This window comes from Streptomyces sp. XM4193, assembly GCF_023072595.1.
Lineage (GTDB): Bacteria > Actinomycetota > Actinomycetes > Streptomycetales > Streptomycetaceae > Streptomyces.
The window spans coordinates 244,251-262,762 of record NZ_JALLGK010000009.1; the positions used below are offsets into that span (position 1 = coordinate 244,251).

The following is an 18,512-nucleotide window of genomic DNA, read 5'->3' on the forward strand; positions in this document are numbered from 1 at the left end:
CGCCCGTAGCCTGGCGTCATGCGGATCAGTGCGCAGGAGCGCCGGGCGCGGCTCGGGGTGCGGCAGATGCTGGCGGCCCCGAACCGGGCCGAGACGGTCGAGGAGGTCGCGGAGCGGCTGGTCGGGCTGCACGCGACGGACGCCACGAGCGTGGTGCTCTCGGCGCGGGCGAGGTTGGCGGAACCGACGCTCGCCGAGCTGGACCGGGCGCTCTACGAGGACCGCACCGTGGTGCGGATGCACGCGATGCGGCGCACCCTCTTCGCGGTGCCGACCACTCTGGTGTCGATGTTCCACGCGGCGACCGCGGCCAAGGTCGCCGCGCGTGAACGGGCCATGCTGCTCCGCCAGTTGGCGAGCAGCGACAGCGGCACCAGCGCTGGTGTCCGGGGCGCCGAGTGGCTTGCGGCGGCCGAGCGCGAGGCGTGGGAGGCGTTGGCCGACTTCGGCGAGGAGGGCGCGAGCAGCGCGCAGCTGAGCGACCACGTTCCGAGGCTCCGCGAGACGATCACACTGTCGCCGGGCAAACGGTACGAAGCGACGCTGCGGGTCGGCGGGTCGGTACTGCGGCTGCTGGCGATGGAGGGCCGGGTGCGCAGGGCGCGTCAGATCGGCGGCTGGGCCTCCAGCCAGTTCCGCTTCGTCCCGGTGTCCGAGCCGGAACACCTGGAAGTCGACGCGGCGCAGGCGGAGTTGGTGCGGCGCTGGCTCACGACGTACGGACCGGGCACCTCCGACGACCTGCGCTGGTGGACCGGGCTGACCCGGACCGAGGTGCACCGTGCGCTGGGACGACTCGACGTGGCCGAGGTCCGCCTGGACGACGGCACGGGCTGGTCGGCAGCGGACGACACCGGCGCCGACGCGGCGCATCCGGAGCCCTGGGCCGCCTTTCTGCCCACCCTCGACCCGGCGACCATGGGGTGGAAGCAGCGGGACTTCTGCCTCGACCCCGCCCATCGCGACCTGCTCTTCGACTCCGCCGGCAACGGCGGCCCCACCGTGTGGTGGAACGGCGAGATGGTCGGCGCGTGGGCGCAGCGCGGCGACGGCCGCATCGTCTGGCGGCTGCTCGCCGACCGCGGCGCGCAGGCCCGCACCGCGGTCGCCGAAGAGGCGGAGCGCTTGGAGGTCTGGCTCGCCGAACGAGGTCTGGTCTCCAGCTTCCCGGCCCCACTCACCCGCGAACTGACCGCCTGACCGGCCCGTATCGCGCGTACCGCCCGTACCGCTCGTACCGCTCGAGCGCTCGTACTGCCCGAACAGCCCCGGCGGGCGTACGGGGGCGCTCGCTCCGCTCGGGCCGTGGCGGCTGGTCAGTCGTCGACCGGATCGCGGAGATCGACACCCGACAGCCGGCCGAGGCGCCCCGCCAACGCGGCCAGCGGCTCGCGGAGTTCGGCGAGGGCCGTGCGCATCTCCCGCTCCCGGGCCCAGGCACGTTCGTGCGCCGGACGGCTGACGCCCTCGGGCCGGGCCGCCTCGTGCTCCTCCAACGCGGGGTGCCAGTGCGAGAGGAACGGCCGCAGCCGTGCCAGCAGACCGGTGGCGATCGCGGGCAGGAGCAGAGGATCCGGCCCGCCCGGCCCCTCGTACCGGGTGCTGTCCCCGTACGGCGCCCCGCCGACCTCGCCGTTGATGCGGTGGAGGACCTCGCGCGCGGTGACGAAGAGCGAGTGGAGCGAGGCCAACGCCTCACGCAGCGAGCCCTCCCGGTCGGCGAGCGGCTGCACGCCGACCCTGGTGACCAGCTCCACCTGAAGGTCGAACGCCGCGGCCCGCTCCACCGCGCCCGCGCCCCGACCCGCCCTGCGGCGATCGGGCGCCCGCCGCCCGGCCGCCGTCCACCCACCGGTCTCCGTCACCGAAGAGTCGCCCGAACGCGGCGCGGGCCGCTGCCCGTTCTCGCCGGGAGCACGCGGCGGATCGGCCAGGGCGTGCAGCAGCGCCCGTCGCAGGTCCTCCTGTCGTGCGGTGTCGCCGTCGTGGCGCCGTACCGCTCGGGCGAGCAGCGCGTGCACCGTCCAGGAGCCGTCGTGCGCGGCATCCGGCCGGAGCGCGCCGTCACCGAGCAGCGCGTCGACGGCACGGTCGACGATTCCGGCCGCCTCCCACGGGGCGTACGGGTGCACCGTCGACAGCACCTGCTCCAGGACGGTCGTGCTGAGCGGTGCGGGACTGGCGAGGGCGAAGAGCCGCAGCACGTCGTCGACCGGCCGCTCACCGCCCAGGGGATGCGGGTCCGAATCCGCCGAACCGGCGCCCTCCGCATCCGACTCGGCCCCGTGCCGCTGGGCGTGCTCCGCGGACCCGGACGTCCCTGTGCCCGGCCCCGGGAGGGCCGGCAGCGGGCCGCCCGGCACCGCGGCGAGCACGTCCGCGCCCGGGGAGTGCAGCCGGCTGCGCAGCGCGGTGAAGCCCGCGCGCGTCGCCAGCTCGGCGAGCAGGCCGAGCGCCTGGGGGTGGCCCCCGACGTCGTGGACGAGCGCCGCCGCGGCGTGGCGGTCGGCCTCCGTGCGGGGAGCGCGTCGGCTCGCGAGCAGTCGGTAGCCGTCGCCGTCCGGCAGCGGAGCGAGGTCCACCGGCTCTGCGAAGGAGGTGTGGCGCAGAGAGCGCGTGGTGACGAGGGTGGCGGCGAGCAGATGCGGACCGCGCAGCAGATGCAGCTGCTCCGCGGACAGGCCGTCCGGCAGGCCGTCCACCACCCACAGACAGGGCTCGTTGCGTTCGCCCAGAACGACGGCGAGCGCACTGAGCAGCCTTGGCAGCGGGCCGTCGGGCACCTCGACGCCCAACGCCGCCGCGACCGTGGAGACCTGCTCCCGGTACCGCTCCGTCGTGCGCTCGGCGCTCCGCCCGCCCGGCTCCGCGTGCAGATCGAACCAGAACACGCCACCAGGGAACGCGGGCCGGAAACGCAGCGCGTACTCCTGCGCGAGCAGGGACTTCCCGACACCCGGCATCCCGCGCAGCTGCGCCGCGCGGTCGGCGCCGGACTGGCCGATGAGCGGCGCCCGGTGGCGGTGCAGCGCGGAGTGGATCTGCCACTGCTCGGCCAGCCGTCCGACGAAGCGCGCCGATCCCGTACGGGCCGGCGCCGGCAGCCACGGTACGAACCCGGCGTCCGCGGTGTCGCCCATCGGCTCGGCGAGCTGCGCGAGGTACGCGTCGGCCCTGGCTGCGAGCCGGTCGGCGGCCTCGGGCGTACCGGGCCACGGCCAGTGGCGGGCGTCGCGCAGCTCCACCGGGTGGATGTGGTCGTTCGTCGGCTCGGGATTGACCACCAGCACCCGCCGCCGCGGATCGCCCTCGCGCTGACCGGTCAGATAGGCGAAGGTCAACTCCCACTGGCAGGCGCGCCGAGCCGGGTAGTCCACCGAGTAGAGGGCGAGCAGCGCCTTCGACCGGGACAGGGCCCGGGTGATGGCGGTGGAGATGGAAGCGAAGTCGTCCACGTCCGAGTCGTCCACGAACACCCGCAGGCCCCGCGCCCTGAGCGCGGAGACCACCACACCGGCGCGCGGGGCATCGGTGCGGCTGTAGCTCACGAAGACATCCCAAAGCTCCGGGCCGGCTCCGGAGGCGGAGGCTGCGCAGACGCTCACCGGCTCGGCCTCGGACCGATCCGGGCGGTACCGCAACGTGCGGCGCTGCTCAGCCGCTTAGAGCCGCGAGTGGGTGTCCCAATGGGGTCAGCCATACCGAGGGGCTTGGCTGTGGGCCGTAGAAGGTGGCACCGCGTATAGCACGTCGATTCGTCGTCGCGCGAGGCAGAGGAGGGCTTGGTCGTGGTGATCTTCTGGGCGATCTTATTGTCATAGTAGGCCCTGGATCTGGGGTCGGACAGAGCCACGAACACGGAGAGCAAGTAGGCCCGTTTGAGCTGCTTGTTTCCTCGTCGGGATGGTTGTTCGCCCCGGATCGAGGATCCCGAGCTGCGGGTCGCGGGTGCGAGGCCAGCACAGGCAGCGAGATGAGCGGCAGAGAAGAAGCTGCTGCCGTCGCCCACGTCGATGAGGATTCCTGGCTCCGGTCCCGACGCTGGGCATGGACGTCAGGACCTGGGACAGAGGGTGGGCCTCCAGCAGTTCCTCGATCTTGATGGCCAGCAACTTTTCGCTGATCGAGCACGTTGCGCAGCGATGTGGCCAGGCTGGGGAGGATCAGTGCGTCGGCGCTGGCGTCGGTGCCGGGGACGATGACGGTGCTTATCGAGGGCGGTGCAGATGTCTTCGACGAGTCGTTCGGCCTTGCGCGGGGCTTTGGGGCGTATGAGGTTTGTGAGTTGGCGGCGGCCGGCCTTGCGGGTCCGGGCCGGGAGCCATGTCGGTCGAGCGGGATGAGGACGGCCGAATGCTGGATGCTTGGACCCAGGACGCGTTCCAGGTGCGGTGAATCTGGGTGAGCAGGCCGCGGAAGCGGTTGCTGATTCTGGTCGCTTCACCGACGAGGTCGTCGTCGAAGCCGACCACCATCTACAACTCGGCGACGGCCTCGTCTTCAAGGGCGAGCGTGCGCAGGGTGTGAGGCACGGAGCGTGCGGCGTCCGCGATGACGAAGGCGTCGCGAGCGTCGATCTTGGCCTCGCCTGGGCAGAGGTCGGCGATCCTGCGCATCGTCAGTCCGGCGAGGTAGGCGACCGCGCAGTCCGTGTCGCGGGCGACCGCGAGGGGCAGGGCTCCGACGGAAGCTGGTTGGTCGACGACCACGGGCACGGTGTCGTGCTTCGCCGTCAACTTGCCAGAGACTTCCCGGAGTTTGCGCTCGCTGTTTGGGCAGACGCTTGTCGAAGCCCTTCTTTCTCACCGGGGTGATGGCCGTGGCGTGGTGTTCGCCCTTGCCGACATCCAGGCCGAGGAAGACGCCGATGTCACTTGTGGCGATCACGTGCGGTCCCCGGTTGTACTCGCCCGGACTTGGCACGGCATAGATCGCCACATCCACATGACGAACAGCCTCATGACCTGCGAAGAAGTCAGCGCTCATGTCTCTAATCAGCGGCCTGTCGATGCTTTCGGAGCTGGTGACACCACCCCCCGTTATGTTTTCCGCGGTCCTGCAAGAGGGCCGCTGGCCTCCGGGCTCGGTATGACTGTGTCCCCCCTGTCGATGGCATGACCTGGGGGGTGGTGTCGCCGCGGTCCGGGGGTGTTCGTCGGAGACGCTGATCAGAGGTCCGGCCACCGCCCGGTCCGGCGCAATGTCGGACGGTTCGCGGGCGGCAGGTCTGCATAACGTGGATGCGCGCGTACGACACCCGAGCCGAGGCCGGCACCGTCAACACTCCGGAAGGGTCACGATGTTCGAGATCGAAGGCGTGGGCGTGTTCCTCGGCCTGGATGTCGGCAAGACCGCCCATCACGGGCACGGGCTGACCCCGGGCGGGAAGAAGGTCTTCGACAAGCCGCTGCCCAACAGCGAACCCAAGCTGCGGGCCGTGTTCGACAAGCTGACCGCGAAGTTCGGCACTGTGCTGGTGATCGTGGACCAGCCCGCCTCGATCGGCGCCCTGCCGCTGACCGTCGCCCGGGACGCGGGCTGCAAGGTCGCCTACCTGCCGGGCCTCGCCATGCGCCGGATCGCCGACCTCTACCCGGGCGAGGCCAAGACCGACGCCAAGGACGCCGCCATCATCGCGGACGCGGCCCGCACCATGCCGCACACTCTGCGCTCGCTGGAGGTGACCGACGAGATCACCGCTGAGCTGACCGTGCTCGTCGGCTTCGACCAGGACCTCGCCGCCGAGGCCACCCGCACCTCCAACCGGATACGCGGCCTGCTCACCCAGTTCCACCCGTCGCTGGAACGCGTCCTGGGTCCTCGTCTGGACCACCAGGCCGTCACCTGGCTCCTGGAGCGTCACGGCTCCCCGGCCGCATTGCGAAAGGCCGGCCGCCGCAGACTCGTCGAACTCATCCGCCCGAAGGCGCCACGCATGGCCCAGCGGCTGATCGATGACGTCTTCGATGCCCTCGTCGAACAGACCGTCGTCGTCCCCGGCACCGGCACCCTCGACATCGTCATCCCCTCCCTCGCCGCCTCGCTCGCCGCCGTCCATATCCAGCGCCGGGCGACGGAAGCCCAGATCAACGCTCTGCTGGAGGCCCACCCTCTTTCCCCGGTCCTGACGTCGATGCCCGGCGTCGGCGTCAGGACCGCAGCCGTCCTGCTGGTCACCGTCGGCGACGGCACCAGCTTCCCCACCGCCGCCCACTTGGCCTCCTACGCCGGACTCGCCCCGACCACGAAGTCCTCGGGCACCTCGATCCACGGCGAACACGCACCCCGAGGCGGAAACCGGCAGCTCAAACGGGCGATGTTCCTGTCCGCCTTCGCCTGCATGAACGCCGACCCCGCCTCCCGCGCCTACTACGACAAACAACGCACCCGCGGAAAGACCCACACCCAGGCCCTCCTACGCCTGGCCCGCCAACGCGTCAGCGTCCTGTTCGCCATGCTCCGCGACGGCACCTTCTACGAAACCCGGACACCGACGGACGTCGAACTCGCCGCATAGCCCCAGCAAGCCCGAACCACCCCAAACCCAACAGAGGCGCCTTGACGAAAGACACAGAGGCACCCCCCCCGGGCCATGCGTTCGACGGGGGACAGAGTCATGCCAGCTCCAGAGGCGGGGAGCCCCATTGCGGGGCCACAAAAAGGAAATGGGGGAAAGAGGGACTGGCAGCGAGGTGGCTAACTGGCTTACAGCGTAGGGTCGTTCGTCTCTCACGGTGGGGCAGGGCAGCTGGCAGTCCAATGCGAGTCGTGGGCGGGTGCGGGGTCAGCAGGTTCGCTTTCCGTTGAGGCAATCAGCAGCCATGTAGGACAAGTGGTCAGAGCCGCCCCTGGTGCTCTGCATCGCCTCACGGCGCAAGCCGTTCGCCACCTCGTGACCCTCCTCGAAGCCCAGTGCCGAAACCCAGATGGTGACCAGATCCTTGGCATGACCGTCGTGGTCTTGGTCACGCGGGCGCTCGGCCAGATCCTGCTTCCAGGTGCCGAAGACATGAGCGGCAGCGGACCGGTTGAAGGGCGGTACAGCTCGGTCAGGCTTCGTCATTGTGTCCACCACTACCTGGTTCCACGCCTCAAGTTTCGAACTGTCCGAGTCAAGCCGTGCCTCCTGCTCGTCGGCGCTGCGCAGTATCCAGCCCATCGCCCATCCGCAGAAGCCGACGACAGCACGGGCCGCCAACTGACCGTCGGCCTCTACGGCTTCCGCCTTCTTCCGGTCCACCGTCGCGAGCTGCTGTGCGCAGCGTTGTGCCATCGCTGCGAACAGAAGCCCGTGCGCCGCCGGGTCCTCGGACACGGCAAGCAGGGTTCGACCCACGGCCATGCGAGGCAACGCGGCACGGACCCGCCCGTCTTCCACCTCGTCAGTCGCCCCCCTGTCGCCCAGCGTGTGCTGGTTCATTACGTCGTAGACGTCTTCCGCGTAGTCGGCCAGGGCCCCGGCCACCGGTTGGCGGAGTTCCTTGTGGATGCGCGCTTCGCCGCGTTCATACACGTCCTGGCTGATCTCCGTCACGACGGCGCGCATCGTGCGGGCCTGCTCGGCCGTGTGGCGCCCCGGCTCTTTGCCGGTCAGCGCGGCACGCAGTTCCGTGCCGAACTCCGCACACCCCATGCCCGACTCATACCTGTTGCCCAGCAGCTTCCGCACCTGGTCGTTCGCCATCAAGCGGTCGCACTTTGGCGGCTCTTCGCGCGTGGCCAGTGCGTAGCCCACGACGCCGCCGGTAACCGTCATCGCACCGAGCACGCTCCACAGCACGTACCGCCTGCGTCGCGGCGTTCCCTTGCTCACCCCGGACCCACCCCTTGCCCTACTCGTTACCCAGCTGCCTTTCGGCTGCTTCCCGCCGCCTGCCGCGCTGTTGGAGGGCCAACATCTTCATCTCTCGCATCTCCGTGCTGTTGGGGTCGCGGCCGTTCTGTCCTGCCCACGAGTCCACGACCTTTCTGCTCTGTTCCTCGGAGGCGAGATCCTCTTCGGCGATCTTGGCAAGAGCGGCCTTGCTGGTCTCGCCTTTGACGCTTTCGCCCATGTCCCAGACGGCGGTGTCGATCATGCGCTGGGCGATGTCGCCACCCACGGGAATGAAGTTGGCCGCGCCTCCGAAGACGTGGTATGCGGTTTTGGCCTTCCAGTCTGTCTGGGCATCGTCGTTCTTGTCGGTGATGATGTCTTCTCGGATGGCGTCGTAGGCGCCGAGCGCACCGGCGCCCTCCGCCGCGACGACTCTGGCCGCGGCCTGGTCGTTGCCAGCCGCCGCCATGTCGTCGGCGTTCTGGGCGATCTGGGCCTGGTGCATGACCGCATAGGATTCGGGGTCCTCGGAAACTCCGCGCATGACCCGGATCAGAGAGCCACGGTCCGGCGCGATCTTCCCCTCCTCGTTCTCCACGAAGTAGCCCGCGTCGTTGTCTCCGTAGCGGCTGTCGGATCCGTTGAGTGACTTGCTGGTGTCACCCGCGAAGTCAGCCAGAGAGGCCGCCACCGGTTTACGCAGGTTCTCGTGAACGTCCTCGTCCTGGACGCCCTTGTCGAGCATGTTGATGGTGTCAGTCATCACCCTCGCCTGAGCCGGGGTGTGTGGTTCGCGATCGATCGGTGAGCCCGGCTTGTCTCCGGTGGTGGCGGACTCGATCAGGTGGCCAAGCCCTACCCTGCTGTTGGTCGGCTCGGATTCACGCTCGTTGAACCTGCCACCCTTGATCGACTCCTCCTTGAGGTCGATGCTCGGCCACTCGCGCTCCTTCATGAGGTACGCCAAGTTGTCGTTCTTGGAGTCGGGGTCACGGTAGGTCGCGTTGTCACTCGGGTCTGGGTCCAGGTATTCCGTGGCCGTCGTGGGGTCCCTGCTCATCACCGTCAGCATGTTGTCGACGGGGTCGACGACCTTTGCTCCGCGAACGTCTCCGTAGCGCCGGATCTCCGAACGGTCCCAGAGTTCGGGATCCTTCTTCTCGGCCTTGATCATGTCGTCCGTTAGTCCCGTGGTCATGTGCGGTGGGTACGCGTCGGTGCCACGGCTCAACAGGGTGGAGAGGGTCTGGTATCCGTTCGTCTGCTTCCCCTTGGCGTCTACGTCACGAACACCGTGTTCTTGCATCTGCTCTCGCCACTTCTCCGAGAACTCCTTGTCCTCGTTCGCGGCGCCCACACTGTTCGCGAAGTAGCGCTCAAGGTCCCTTGCCTGCTTACGGTCCTGTGCGCTTGCATCGCTGTTATAGCGCGAGGTGTCAAGGTCGTCGGCTAGGTCCAGGGTGCGCTTGGGCCCCAGGTGTCGCAGTAACTTTCTGGAGAAGTCGCCGTCCCGCTGGTTGTGCTCCATGATGCGGTCCAGCTCGGCCGACTCCTTCTTTGTCAGCGTGCCGCCGTCTTCCATCTTGTCCAGCAGCTTCGAAGCGCGGAGAGCCTCGTCGTGGTTGACCGATTTTGGGGCCTTTGCGTTGAAGTCGTGATCATTGTTTCCGGCAGCTCGCCTCAGGGCTGTCGCGGCCGCCGAGTCCGCGTACTCGGCGTTTCGTAGGATCTTCTTTATCCGTCCCTCGAAGTCCTTGATTTTGCGCTGCTGCTCCTGCTGGGCCTTCTCCGACTCGGGGTCCTGTTGGACGTCACGATCTGCCAGGTCACGACGGGGTATCACCTTGCCCTTGCTGGTCACGAACAGGCCCGCTTCCCTGGCGTCCTCGTCGGCGAGCGTGTGTAGTTGCTTCTTGAGCTTGGAGAGCTCGGAGTGGCAGTCACGGATGATGGTCCGGTACGCCTTGGCCACGACCACCGCGTCGCCCGTCTCGCGGTGGACGTACTTCACCTGAGCCTGCGCGATCTCTTGGGTTCCGAACGGGGCGTACCAGCCGGCCTTGGCAAACGGCTTGGTGAGCCTGCTCGAGGTGGACTCGTCCACGGACTCCATTTTAGGTATGACGCTGTTCCATTTTTCGATAAGGGACGTAAAGTTCGACAGGTCCAGCTCATAGAGCTGTGCGTAAGTAACCATCTGGAAATTCCGCCCTAGCCGAATGGAGTGTCGCGGTCGTCCGAGAATTTCATGGCCCGCGTGTTCGTCTCTTCCGTGTCGTCGTAGTTTTCCGCGGTCTTGATGAAGTTGTCGCTAATTTCCAGGCAGGTGCGAACCATCTTGGCGTTCTGATTCTTCCACAACTCGGCAACGTGAAGCAGTGCGAAACCGATCTGGCCGTCCCAGTCGTCGCCGTGCAGGTTGGGTGCCGAATCGGCGAAGGCGCTTTGCATGGTCGACGCGTTAGCATTCACCTCGCCGGCGATTGACTGAGCACCTCTTCCGGCTTTTTTTAGGGACTCAGGATCTTCGAGTTGCGCATCGGGTATAAGCCCGACGGTGGACTGCACCGGCGGTGCGTTATCCGCGCTGGCTGGCATTGTTCGAACAAACAGATCCTGAGACATTGAGCACCTCGGCTTCTGTAGTCATGGTCAGTTAACTACTTCGACCGGTCAAGGTAGCACAGGGTGTTTATGTTGGCACTTGGTGCTATTGAGTGATGTTGGAATGGTCCATTTGAGTCCGGATAGAGTGCCTTTTGGTGGCGCATAAATATAGTTGAGTCATTTTCACCGACTCGGGGGACTCGTCTGTATCAGGTTCGGTCTGATAATTGATCTTGTGGTGGGTCTTGGTGAGTTGACGGATGCGGCGTGGGAGCGGATAGCGCCCCTGTTGCCGGGTGTTGACGGTCGTGGGCGGCCGTGGCGAGATCATCGGCAGGTGATCAATGGGGTGTTGTGGCGGTTGCGGACTGGTGCCCCGTGGCGTGACCTGCCGGAACGCTACGGGCCGTGGCAGACGGCTTATGAACGGTTCGCCCGCTGAAAAACGGATGGCACCTGGGCCCGTCTGCTCGAACAGGTCCAGGTCCGCGACGACTCCGTCGGAGCCGTGGAATGGACGGTGTCGGTGGACTCCACGATCAATCGGGCCCATCAGCACGCTGCTGGCGCCCGCAAAAAGGGGCGACGGCGGGGGACGAACTGGAAGATCCGGCACGCGCGTCGGCTGGCCAGGCGCTGGGCCGGTCCCGCGGCGGGCTGACCACGAAAATCCATTTCGCCTGCGACGGCCGGGGTCTGCCCCTGGCCGTCGTCGTCACCCCCGGCAACATCAACGACTCCACCGTCTTCGACACGGTGATGGACGAGCTGCGGGTTCCCCGGACCGGTGCCGGGCGGCCCCGCCGCAGGCCCGACGCGGTCATCGCAGACAAGGCTTACTCGTCCCGGGCGATCCGCCAGGTCCTGCGCAGGCGAGGCATCCAGGCCGTGATCCCGGAACGGGCCGATCAGAAGGCCAACCGGCTGCGGCGGTCGAAGGCCAGCGGCAGGCCGCCGGCCTTCGACCGCGACCTCTACAAGGCACGCAACGTGGTCGAACGCTCCTTCAATCGCCTCAAGCAGTTCCGCGCGATCGCCACCCGCTTCGACAAACTCGCCACCCGCTACAAGGCCGGAGTCCACCTCGCAGCACTCATCCTCTGGCTCCGCGAACTTCCCCAAGATTCTTTGTCAGAGAGGACCTAGGCCCGCATCAGCAGATGGCCGCGCCGGAACCGTTCGCCCTCGACCGGTTCGCGCAACAACCGGCCGACCTCGGCGAACCCGGCATCGCTCGCGAGCGCCGCCAGCTCCTCGATCGGCCAGCGGTACGCCGTGGTCACCGCGTGGTCGAAGTCGGTGACCGGACCGCCCTCGGACTCGAAGAAGGCGAGCAGCAGCACTCCGCCGTCGGCGAGCACCCGTCTGAACTCGGCGAGGGCGGACGGAACGAGCGGCGGCGGCAGATGGATCACCGAGTACCAGGACAGCACCCCGGCCGATCCGCCGTCCGCCAGATCCAGCGCGTCCATCGAACCGACCTCGAAGCTCAGCCCGGGATGGTGGTGGCGGGCCAGCCCGATCATCGTCGGCGAGAGATCGACGCCGAGGACGTCGACGCCCAGAGAGTGCAGATGTGCCGTCGTCCAGCCGGGTCCGCAGCCCGCGTCCACCACCGGGCCCGCGGCGGAGGAGGAGCGGACGCTCTCCGCGAAGGCGCCGAGCAGCGCCCGGTCCAGCGGGAGCGCGTCGAGCGCGTCGCGAGCGAACTCGCTGTAGCGCACGGCGAATTCGTCATAGGCGGCGGCGGTGGAGCGGCGGACCGCCGCCGGGTCCGTCGGCTGCGGACCGCCCACCGGTGCCGGAGCCGCCTCGCCGCCTGCCCCCGCCCCGGCCGCCGCCGCGCCGCCCGATCCGGCCACCGCCCCGCCCGCGCCGCTCACCGCGCCCCCGGGCTCGGCCGGCCCGGCACGGCGGTGGGTGCGCTCGGACGCGCGGACGGGCACAGACGGCGCTCGGGATCGCGCAACCGTGCCGGCCCTCCGGCCGACCGCTCGGGCCGAATCGCCATGTCGCTTCCCCCTCTCCGCCCGCCGCCCGCGCCGGGCCGCATGCCCGGGCCCGGGCATGCGAGTCTCCAGTCTCGTCACGAACGTACCGGCCGCCACCGACAATCGGGGCCGTCGGCTGGTTGTGCGTCAACTCCGCACCGGAGCAACACCGTTCCGAGGTCGAGACCGAACCGCAACCGCGGGTGCGGGTCCGCCGGGAGACCCACCGCGTCACAGCGGTAGGCCGAACCGACGGGGAGAGTCATATGCGGGTGACGCGCGCAGCCATCGGCCGACGCACGGCGGCGGCGGTGCTGGCAGGGACGGTACTGGTGGGCGGCGGCGCACTGGTGGCCCGGAGCGGGTCGGAGGGCGGCGGCACCGACGCCACCGCGGACGCCGCCGAGGGAGGCGGGGACCGCCGTGAACCCGGGTCCGGCCCGCGGCTGCCGGGGGACGGCGACGTCGGCCGCAGTGGCGAGCACGAGAGCCCACAGCGGGGCGAGCCGTCGGCGGACCCGTACGCGCCCGATCCGTCCATGCGGTCCACCTTCGCCCTCGATGTGGACACCGCTTCCTACTCCTACGCCCGGCGCCAACTGCGCGAAGGGACGCTGCCGATGCCCGGCTCGGTGCGGCCGGAGGAGTTCGTGAACAGCTTCCGCCAGGAGCACCGCAGGCCCGGCGGCAACGGGTTCGCCGTCTCCATGGACGGTGCCCGCACCACCGACGAGGAGTGGACGCTGCTCCGGGTGGGCCTGGCCACCAGGCCGGAGACGGCGGAGGAACGCAGGCGCGGGCCGGCCTCGCTCACCTTCGTCGTCGACGTCTCGGGCTCGATGTCCGAACCGGGGCGGCTGGACCTGGTGAAGCACGCGATGCGCACCATGGTCGGGCGGCTGCGGTCCGACGACGCCCTGTCGATCGTCGCCTTCAGCGACGAGGCGGAGACCGTGCTGCCGATGACGAGGCTCAGCGGCGAGCGGCAGCGGGACCGCGCCAGGACCGCCATCGCCGGGCTGGAGACGCGCAGCAGCACGAACCTGCAGGCCGGCCTCGGCGCCGGATACCGGCAGGCGGTCGACGGCAGGCGCGCGGGCGCCACCAACCGGGTAGTGCTGCTCTCCGACGCGCTGGCCAACACCGGTGCCACCGACGCCGATTCGATCCTGGAGGACATCGGCCGGGCCCGGCGCGACCACGGCGTCACTCTTTTCGGTGTCGGCGTCGGCAGCCGCTACGGCGACACCCTGATGGAGTCCCTGACCAACAGGGGCGACGGCAACACGGTCTACGTCGCCGACCGCGAGGAGGCCGCGCGCGTCTTCTCCCGGGACCTGGCACGCAACATCGAGGTCCGCGCCCGGGACGCCAAGGCACAGGTCGCCTTCGACCGCCGCAACGTCGAGCAGTACCGCCTGATCGGCTACGACAACCGCCGGGTCGCGAACGAGGACTTCCGCGACGACCGCGTCGACGGCGGCGAGGTGGGCCCCGGCCACACGGTGACCGCGATGTACGCCGTCAAACTGCGCGACGGCGCCGCCGGACGCGTCGCGACCACGACCGTACGGTGGTTGGACCCCGAGACCCGCAGGCCCGCCGAGCGCACCGGCCGGATCCTCGCCGCCGAGCTGGACGGCGAACTGTGGAAGGACGGCTCGCCCCGACTGCGCACCGCGGCCGTCGCCACGTACTTCGCCGACGCGCTGCGCGTGGGCGCGACGCACCCCCGGGACGGCGCCACGGACGAGCCGCCGAGCGTCCTGTCGCCCGGCACCGGCCGCGACGAGCCGGGCAACGCGGGCCGGGCGCCGGGCACTTCCACCCGTGGCCCGAGCACGCCGCACGGTGCTTCCCCGCCGCTGCCCGGCGACCCCGGTCTCAGCGCCCTGCACAAGGAGGCGGTACGGGCCGCCCGGGACACCGAGGACAAGGACGTCGACGAACTGGCCCGGCTGATCGGCACCTCCCGGGATCTGGCCGGCTGACACCGGCTGCGGGGCCCGGACCCGTACCGCCCGGACCTTCGTGCCGTCCCCGTCTCTCGCACCGCCCGAGGTGCGAGAGACGGGGACGGGCGGCGCCCCGGGGCGCGGCGACTCCCGCCGTCCGCACCGCGGTACGGGGCGGCGGGCGGAGCGCGTCGCAGGTCCCGACACCTGCCCGGCGCCGAGCGGCGGGTCGCGCGGGGTATCCTGGGACGCGCGTCGGGACGGTGAGCGAGTGGCTCCCGCCGAGGCCGCCACGGACCCCGGACGGTCCGCCAGGCGGCGGACGCCGAAGCGGTGAGATGCGGTGACGAGCGACGGAGGTGGTGCTGCGATGCGTAGCGAGCCTCCCAGTCCTGCCCCGCGCGGCAACGCCCTCTCCCTGCGCTGACAGTGCGAGGGTGGCGGTGCCCGCGGTATGCGCCCGAGCCCACTGATGAACTCACCGCTGTGCTGAGGACTTTCCCATGCCGCCGACCAACGCGTCCGAGGACCTTCACCCCGAACTCCCCGAGTCCCTCGAGGAGATAATCGAGAACCAGCGTCTGCACACGGCCCTGGAGTGGCTGGAGACCCACCCGCCCCACGTCATCGCCGACGAGCTGGCGCGCATGGACAACGTCACGGCGGGCGTCGCCTTCCGCCTGCTGGACAAGGACCGTGCGCTCACCGTCTTCGAAGAGCTGGAGCCGGTGGACCAGCAGGAGATCCTCGAAGGGCTGCGCGACCACACCTTCCTGGAGCTCGTCGAGGGGATGGACCCCGACGACCGCGCCCGGATGCTCCGCGAGGCGCCGGCGAAGGTCGCCAAGCGCGTACTGGCCGGCCTGAGCGCGTACGAGCGCCGGATGACGTCCGCGCTGCTGGGCTACCCGGAGGGCTCGGTCGGCCGGTACATGACGCCCGAGGTGGTGGCGCTGCCGCAGGACCTCACGGTCGAGCAGGCGCTGCGCACCGTACGGGCCAAGGGCGGCGAGGCGGAGACCGTCTACACCCTCCCGGTCGTCGACCACAGCCGGCGGTTGACCGGGATCGTGGAGCTGCGCGAGCTGGTGCTGAGCCCGCCGGAGACGATGGTCTCCGCGCTCGTGGTCTCCGAACCGTCGTACGCGTACGCCACCGACACCGCCGAGAACGCCGCGCGCCTGATGCGCGAGACGAACGACATGAACCTCCCGGTCGTCGACAGCGAGATGCGCCTCGTCGGCCTGCTCACCTTCGACGACGCCGTCGAGGTGATCGAGGCCGCCGACACCGAGGACGTCGCGCGCCAGTCCGGTGCCGCGCCCTGGGCCGGCCACTACATGGCGGCGGGCGTGTGGCAGCTGGCCCGCTACCGCGCGCTCTGGCTCTCCCTGCTGCTGGTCGCCGCGACCCTGACCGTCAGCGTCACCCAGGCGTTCGAGGGGACGCTGGAGGAGGTCGCGCAACTGGCCATGTTCATCCCGATGTTGATCGGCGCGGGCGGCAACGCCGGAGCCCAGGCGGCGACCGCCTGCGTACGTGCCATGGCGGTCGGCGAGGTGCGCGGCTCCGACCTGCTGAAGGTCATATGGCGCGAGTGCCGCGTCGGTCTGCTGCTCGGCGGCCTGCTCGCGGTGCTGGGCGTGTTCGTCGGGGCGGTCTTCGTCAGCGTCAAGATCGCGATCGTGGTGGGCATCACACTGGTGCTGATCTGCGGTTGGGCGGCGACCATCGGCGGCACCATGCCGCTGCTCGCCAAGCGGCTGAAGATCGACCCCGCCGTGGTCTCCGCCCCGATGGTCACCACCCTGGTCGACGCCACGGGCCTGATCATCTACTTCATGACCGCCAAGGCCGTACTCGGCGTCTGAACCACCGCCCGATCCCCGTGCCGGCAGGGGCGGTTCGCACCGGTTCGGTGGCCGGCGGCGCTTCCCGCGCACACCCGGGGCCTTCGCCGCGCGGAGACTGCCGACGGGATGTGATCGGAACCGACTGTCCGCGCGCGTCCTGTGTCGTGGGACCGCCGCGGGTCGATCGCCGGTGCACGGCCGTACCCCGGCCCGCGCTGTCCGCGGACAGCCAAAAGGTCCCTCCGTGGAGGGACCTGCGGTGTGCCCCCGGCAGGACTCGAACCTGCGGCCAAGCGCTTAGAAGGCGCCTGCTCTATCCGCTGAGCTACGGGGGCCGGCCTGGCCTCGGACGGGCGGAACCCCGGTGTGGCCTTGCACGGCAGCAAGGATAGAGGCCCCGTTCGTCACTGTTGTTCGCGTCACCGCCGCAGCATGCTGTGGAGGTTCCGTGAAGCGCTCCGATAATCGCAGGCGAGCGCTGCTCACGCATTGATTTGCGCGACCACCGCGGCGGGTGTTGTGCAGTCGTTATGCCACGGAGCTGTCGGTGAGCCTTCGCGGCATGGGGGCAAAACGGGTTGTTACCGGATGAATAAGCTTCAAAAAAGCGCCCAAATTGGGCATTCTTCCCCATGTGGCGATCTTGGAAGCACGCACCGAACTGCTCGACTCGCTGGTCGCGTTGCGCGATCGCGTCGAAGCCGCCAGCTTTCCGCTGCCGTTGACCGGCGCCCCGTACGCGCGGCGGTGCCGGTCCGAGCTGCTGGCCCAGCTCGACGACTACCTCGTGCCCAGGCTGCGAGATCCCGACGCGCCGCTGCTCGCGGTCGTCGCCGGATCGACCGGCGCCGGCAAGTCGACGCTCGTCAACTCCCTGGTGGGGCGGCGGATCACCGAGGCGGGCGTGCTCCGGCCCACCACCAGAACCCCGGTGCTGGTGTGCCACCCCGACGACGCCCACTGGTTCCGGGACCGCCGGGTGCTGCCCCGCCTCGCCCGGCTCGGCGCCGACCGCGGACGCGGCGCCGCCCCCCAACGGGCCGTCGACCGCGGTGAACCCTCGCCGCAGTCCGCCGGCACCCTTCCGCGCCCGCCCGCGGGCGAAGGCGGGCCGGCCCTGCGGCTGGAGACCGACGAGGCGCTGCCCACCGGGCTGGCGCTGCTCGACGCACCCGACATCGACTCCCTGGTCGCCGAGAACCGCGATCTCGCCGCCGAGCTGATCTGCGCCGCCGACATCTGGATCCTGGTCACCACCGCCGCCCGGTACGCCGACGCGGTGCCCTGGCATCTGCTGCGCGCGGCAAGGGAGTACGACGTCACGCTGGCCACCGTGCTCGACCGGGTGCCGCACCAGATCACCCACGAGGTCACCCGCCAGTACACCGCGCTGCTGGAGCGGGCCGGGCTCGCCGGTATCCCGCGCTTCACCGTCCCCGAGCTGCCAGAGTCGGCCGCCGGGAGCCGGGGGGTGCTGCCCGCCAGCGCCGTGGACTCGCTGCGGCACTGGCTGACCCACCTGGTCACCGACCCCCTCGCCCGAGAGGAGGCGGTGGGCCGTACGGCGGCCGGTGCGCTCGCCTCGCTCCGTTCGCGCGTCCCCGAACTCGCCGCGGGCGCCGCAGCACAGCACTCCGCCGCGCTGCGCCTCGCCCACCAGGTTGAACTCGCCTACGCCGAGGCCGGACAGCAGGCGAAACTCCGGCTGCGCGAGGGCCGGTTGCTCGCCGGCGAAGCCTGGACGCACTGGCGCGGCTTCCCCACCGACACCGCGGGCGAGGAGCTGATGTCCGCCTGCACCGACGGGCTGGCCGACCTGCTGGCCAACGCGGTGGGCGCCGCCGAGGAAAGGATCGTCGACTTCTGGCGGCGCGAACCGGGTGCGGTCGGACTGCCCGAGGACCCCTGCCTGGGCGCCGCGCCGACGGTGGACCGGATGGGCGTGGCCGTACGCCACTGGCGGCGCTGCGTCGAGGAACTGGCCGAGGAGGCGTACCGGGCCGACGGCCGCGGCCCCGCCAACGGCGAGGAGACCGCGGCCCTGTTGGCCACCACACTGCTCGGCGGCGCCCAGGGAATCGCCGCGGGCGAGGCGCTGGCCGCGATCCTCACCGTTCCGCCGGCCGCCGCACTGCGCGAACGCGGCGCCGAACTGCTCACCGAGTGCGTGGACCGCGCACTGCACGGCGAGCGGGACCGCCGGCTCGCGCCGCTCCAGAAACTCGACGCGGGACCGGAGCAGCAGGCCCGGCTCATCGCCGCACTGTCCGTACTGCACAAGGAGAGGTGA

At 70.0% G+C, this 18,512-nt stretch carries 10 protein-coding genes, 1 tRNA gene and 2 pseudogenes; 6 read left to right on the forward strand and 7 right to left on the reverse strand.

Annotated elements, in window-relative coordinates; translation table 11 throughout:
* Positions 1–18: 18 nt before the first annotated feature.
* Positions 19–1,200 (forward strand): winged helix DNA-binding domain-containing protein, encoded by a 1,182-nt coding sequence (locus MTQ01_RS21925; protein WP_247492505.1) that lies wholly within the window; start codon positions 19–21, stop codon positions 1,198–1,200.
* A 116-nt stretch (positions 1,201–1,316) separates the two neighbouring features.
* On the opposite strand, the gene MTQ01_RS21930 is transcribed toward MTQ01_RS21925, so the two are convergent.
* Both MTQ01_RS21930 and MTQ01_RS21935 read right to left on the reverse strand, forming a co-directional pair.
* On the reverse strand, positions 1,317–3,548 hold the full coding sequence (locus tag MTQ01_RS21930; RefSeq protein ID WP_247492506.1) for a TIR domain-containing protein: 2,232 nt from the start codon (positions 3,546–3,548) through the stop codon (positions 1,317–1,319).
* Between the two features lie 144 nt (positions 3,549–3,692).
* Positions 3,693–4,887: pseudogene (locus MTQ01_RS21935) on the reverse strand (IS110 family transposase).
* Positions 4,888–5,299: 412 nt separating this feature from the next.
* Between MTQ01_RS21935 and MTQ01_RS21940 the strand changes: the two are divergent.
* The gene (locus MTQ01_RS21940; RefSeq protein ID WP_247492507.1) at positions 5,300–6,517 is read left to right on the forward strand and encodes an IS110 family transposase; all 1,218 of its coding nucleotides are present in this window, start codon (positions 5,300–5,302) and stop codon (positions 6,515–6,517) included.
* Positions 6,518–6,784: 267 nt separating this feature from the next.
* Here the strand turns inward: MTQ01_RS21940 and MTQ01_RS21945 are convergent, their stop codons facing one another.
* The 3 genes from MTQ01_RS21945 to MTQ01_RS21955 form a co-directional block, all read right to left on the reverse strand.
* Complete coding sequence (locus MTQ01_RS21945; protein ID WP_247492508.1) at positions 6,785–7,813, reverse strand: hypothetical protein; 1,029 nt, start codon at positions 7,811–7,813, stop codon at positions 6,785–6,787.
* A gap of 19 nt (positions 7,814–7,832) precedes the next feature.
* Positions 7,833–9,920 carry a hypothetical protein gene (locus MTQ01_RS21950; protein ID WP_247492510.1) on the reverse strand — a complete coding sequence of 696 codons (2,088 nt, stop codon included), beginning with the start codon at positions 9,918–9,920 and terminating at the stop codon, positions 7,833–7,835.
* A 107-nt stretch (positions 9,921–10,027) separates the two neighbouring features.
* Positions 10,028–10,441: a hypothetical protein gene (locus MTQ01_RS21955; RefSeq protein WP_247492512.1), complete on the reverse strand. Its 414-nt coding sequence runs from the start codon at positions 10,439–10,441 to the stop codon at positions 10,028–10,030.
* A 217-nt stretch (positions 10,442–10,658) separates the two neighbouring features.
* Here MTQ01_RS21955 and MTQ01_RS21960 point away from each other — a divergent pair.
* Positions 10,659–11,569, forward strand: a pseudogene (locus MTQ01_RS21960) (IS5 family transposase).
* Here MTQ01_RS21960 and MTQ01_RS21965 read toward each other — a convergent pair.
* Complete coding sequence (locus MTQ01_RS21965) at positions 11,566–12,219, reverse strand: class I SAM-dependent methyltransferase (RefSeq protein WP_247492561.1); 654 nt, start codon at positions 12,217–12,219, stop codon at positions 11,566–11,568. The pseudogene MTQ01_RS21960 and the gene MTQ01_RS21965 overlap by 4 nt on opposite strands.
* 461 nt (positions 12,220–12,680) lie before the next feature.
* Between MTQ01_RS21965 and MTQ01_RS21970 the strand changes: the two genes are divergently transcribed.
* Entirely contained in the window at positions 12,681–14,405 is a 1,725-nt protein-coding gene (locus tag MTQ01_RS21970; RefSeq protein WP_374207835.1) for a von Willebrand factor type A domain-containing protein, read from the forward strand.
* A gap of 467 nt (positions 14,406–14,872) precedes the next feature.
* The gene (gene mgtE, locus MTQ01_RS21975; protein WP_247492514.1) at positions 14,873–16,240 is read left to right on the forward strand and encodes a magnesium transporter; all 1,368 of its coding nucleotides are present in this window, start codon (positions 14,873–14,875) and stop codon (positions 16,238–16,240) included.
* A gap of 244 nt (positions 16,241–16,484) precedes the next feature.
* On the opposite strand, the gene MTQ01_RS21980 is transcribed toward mgtE, so the two are convergent.
* Positions 16,485–16,557, reverse strand: a tRNA-Arg gene (locus MTQ01_RS21980).
* 299 nt (positions 16,558–16,856) lie between these two features.
* Between MTQ01_RS21980 and MTQ01_RS21985 the strand changes: the two genes are divergently transcribed.
* Positions 16,857–18,512 carry a dynamin family protein gene (locus MTQ01_RS21985; RefSeq protein WP_247492515.1) on the forward strand — a complete coding sequence of 552 codons (1,656 nt, stop codon included), beginning with the start codon at positions 16,857–16,859 and terminating at the stop codon, positions 18,510–18,512.

Bases quoted from the DNA above. Each gene is read 5' to 3' on its own strand.
- MTQ01_RS21925 (WP_247492505.1), top strand. From the start codon at position 19: ATGCGGATCAGTGCGCAGGAGCGCCGGGCGCGGCTCGGGGTGCGGCAG.
- MTQ01_RS21940 (WP_247492507.1), top strand. From the start codon at position 5,300: ATGTTCGAGATCGAAGGCGTGGGCGTGTTCCTCGGCCTGGATGTCGGC.
- MTQ01_RS21955 (WP_247492512.1), bottom strand. From the start codon at position 10,441: ATGTCTCAGGATCTGTTTGTTCGAACAATGCCAGCCAGCGCGGATAAC.
- MTQ01_RS21970 (WP_374207835.1), top strand. From the start codon at position 12,681: ATGCGGGTGACGCGCGCAGCCATCGGCCGACGCACGGCGGCGGCGGTG.
- mgtE (WP_247492514.1), top strand. From the start codon at position 14,873: ATGCCGCCGACCAACGCGTCCGAGGACCTTCACCCCGAACTCCCCGAG.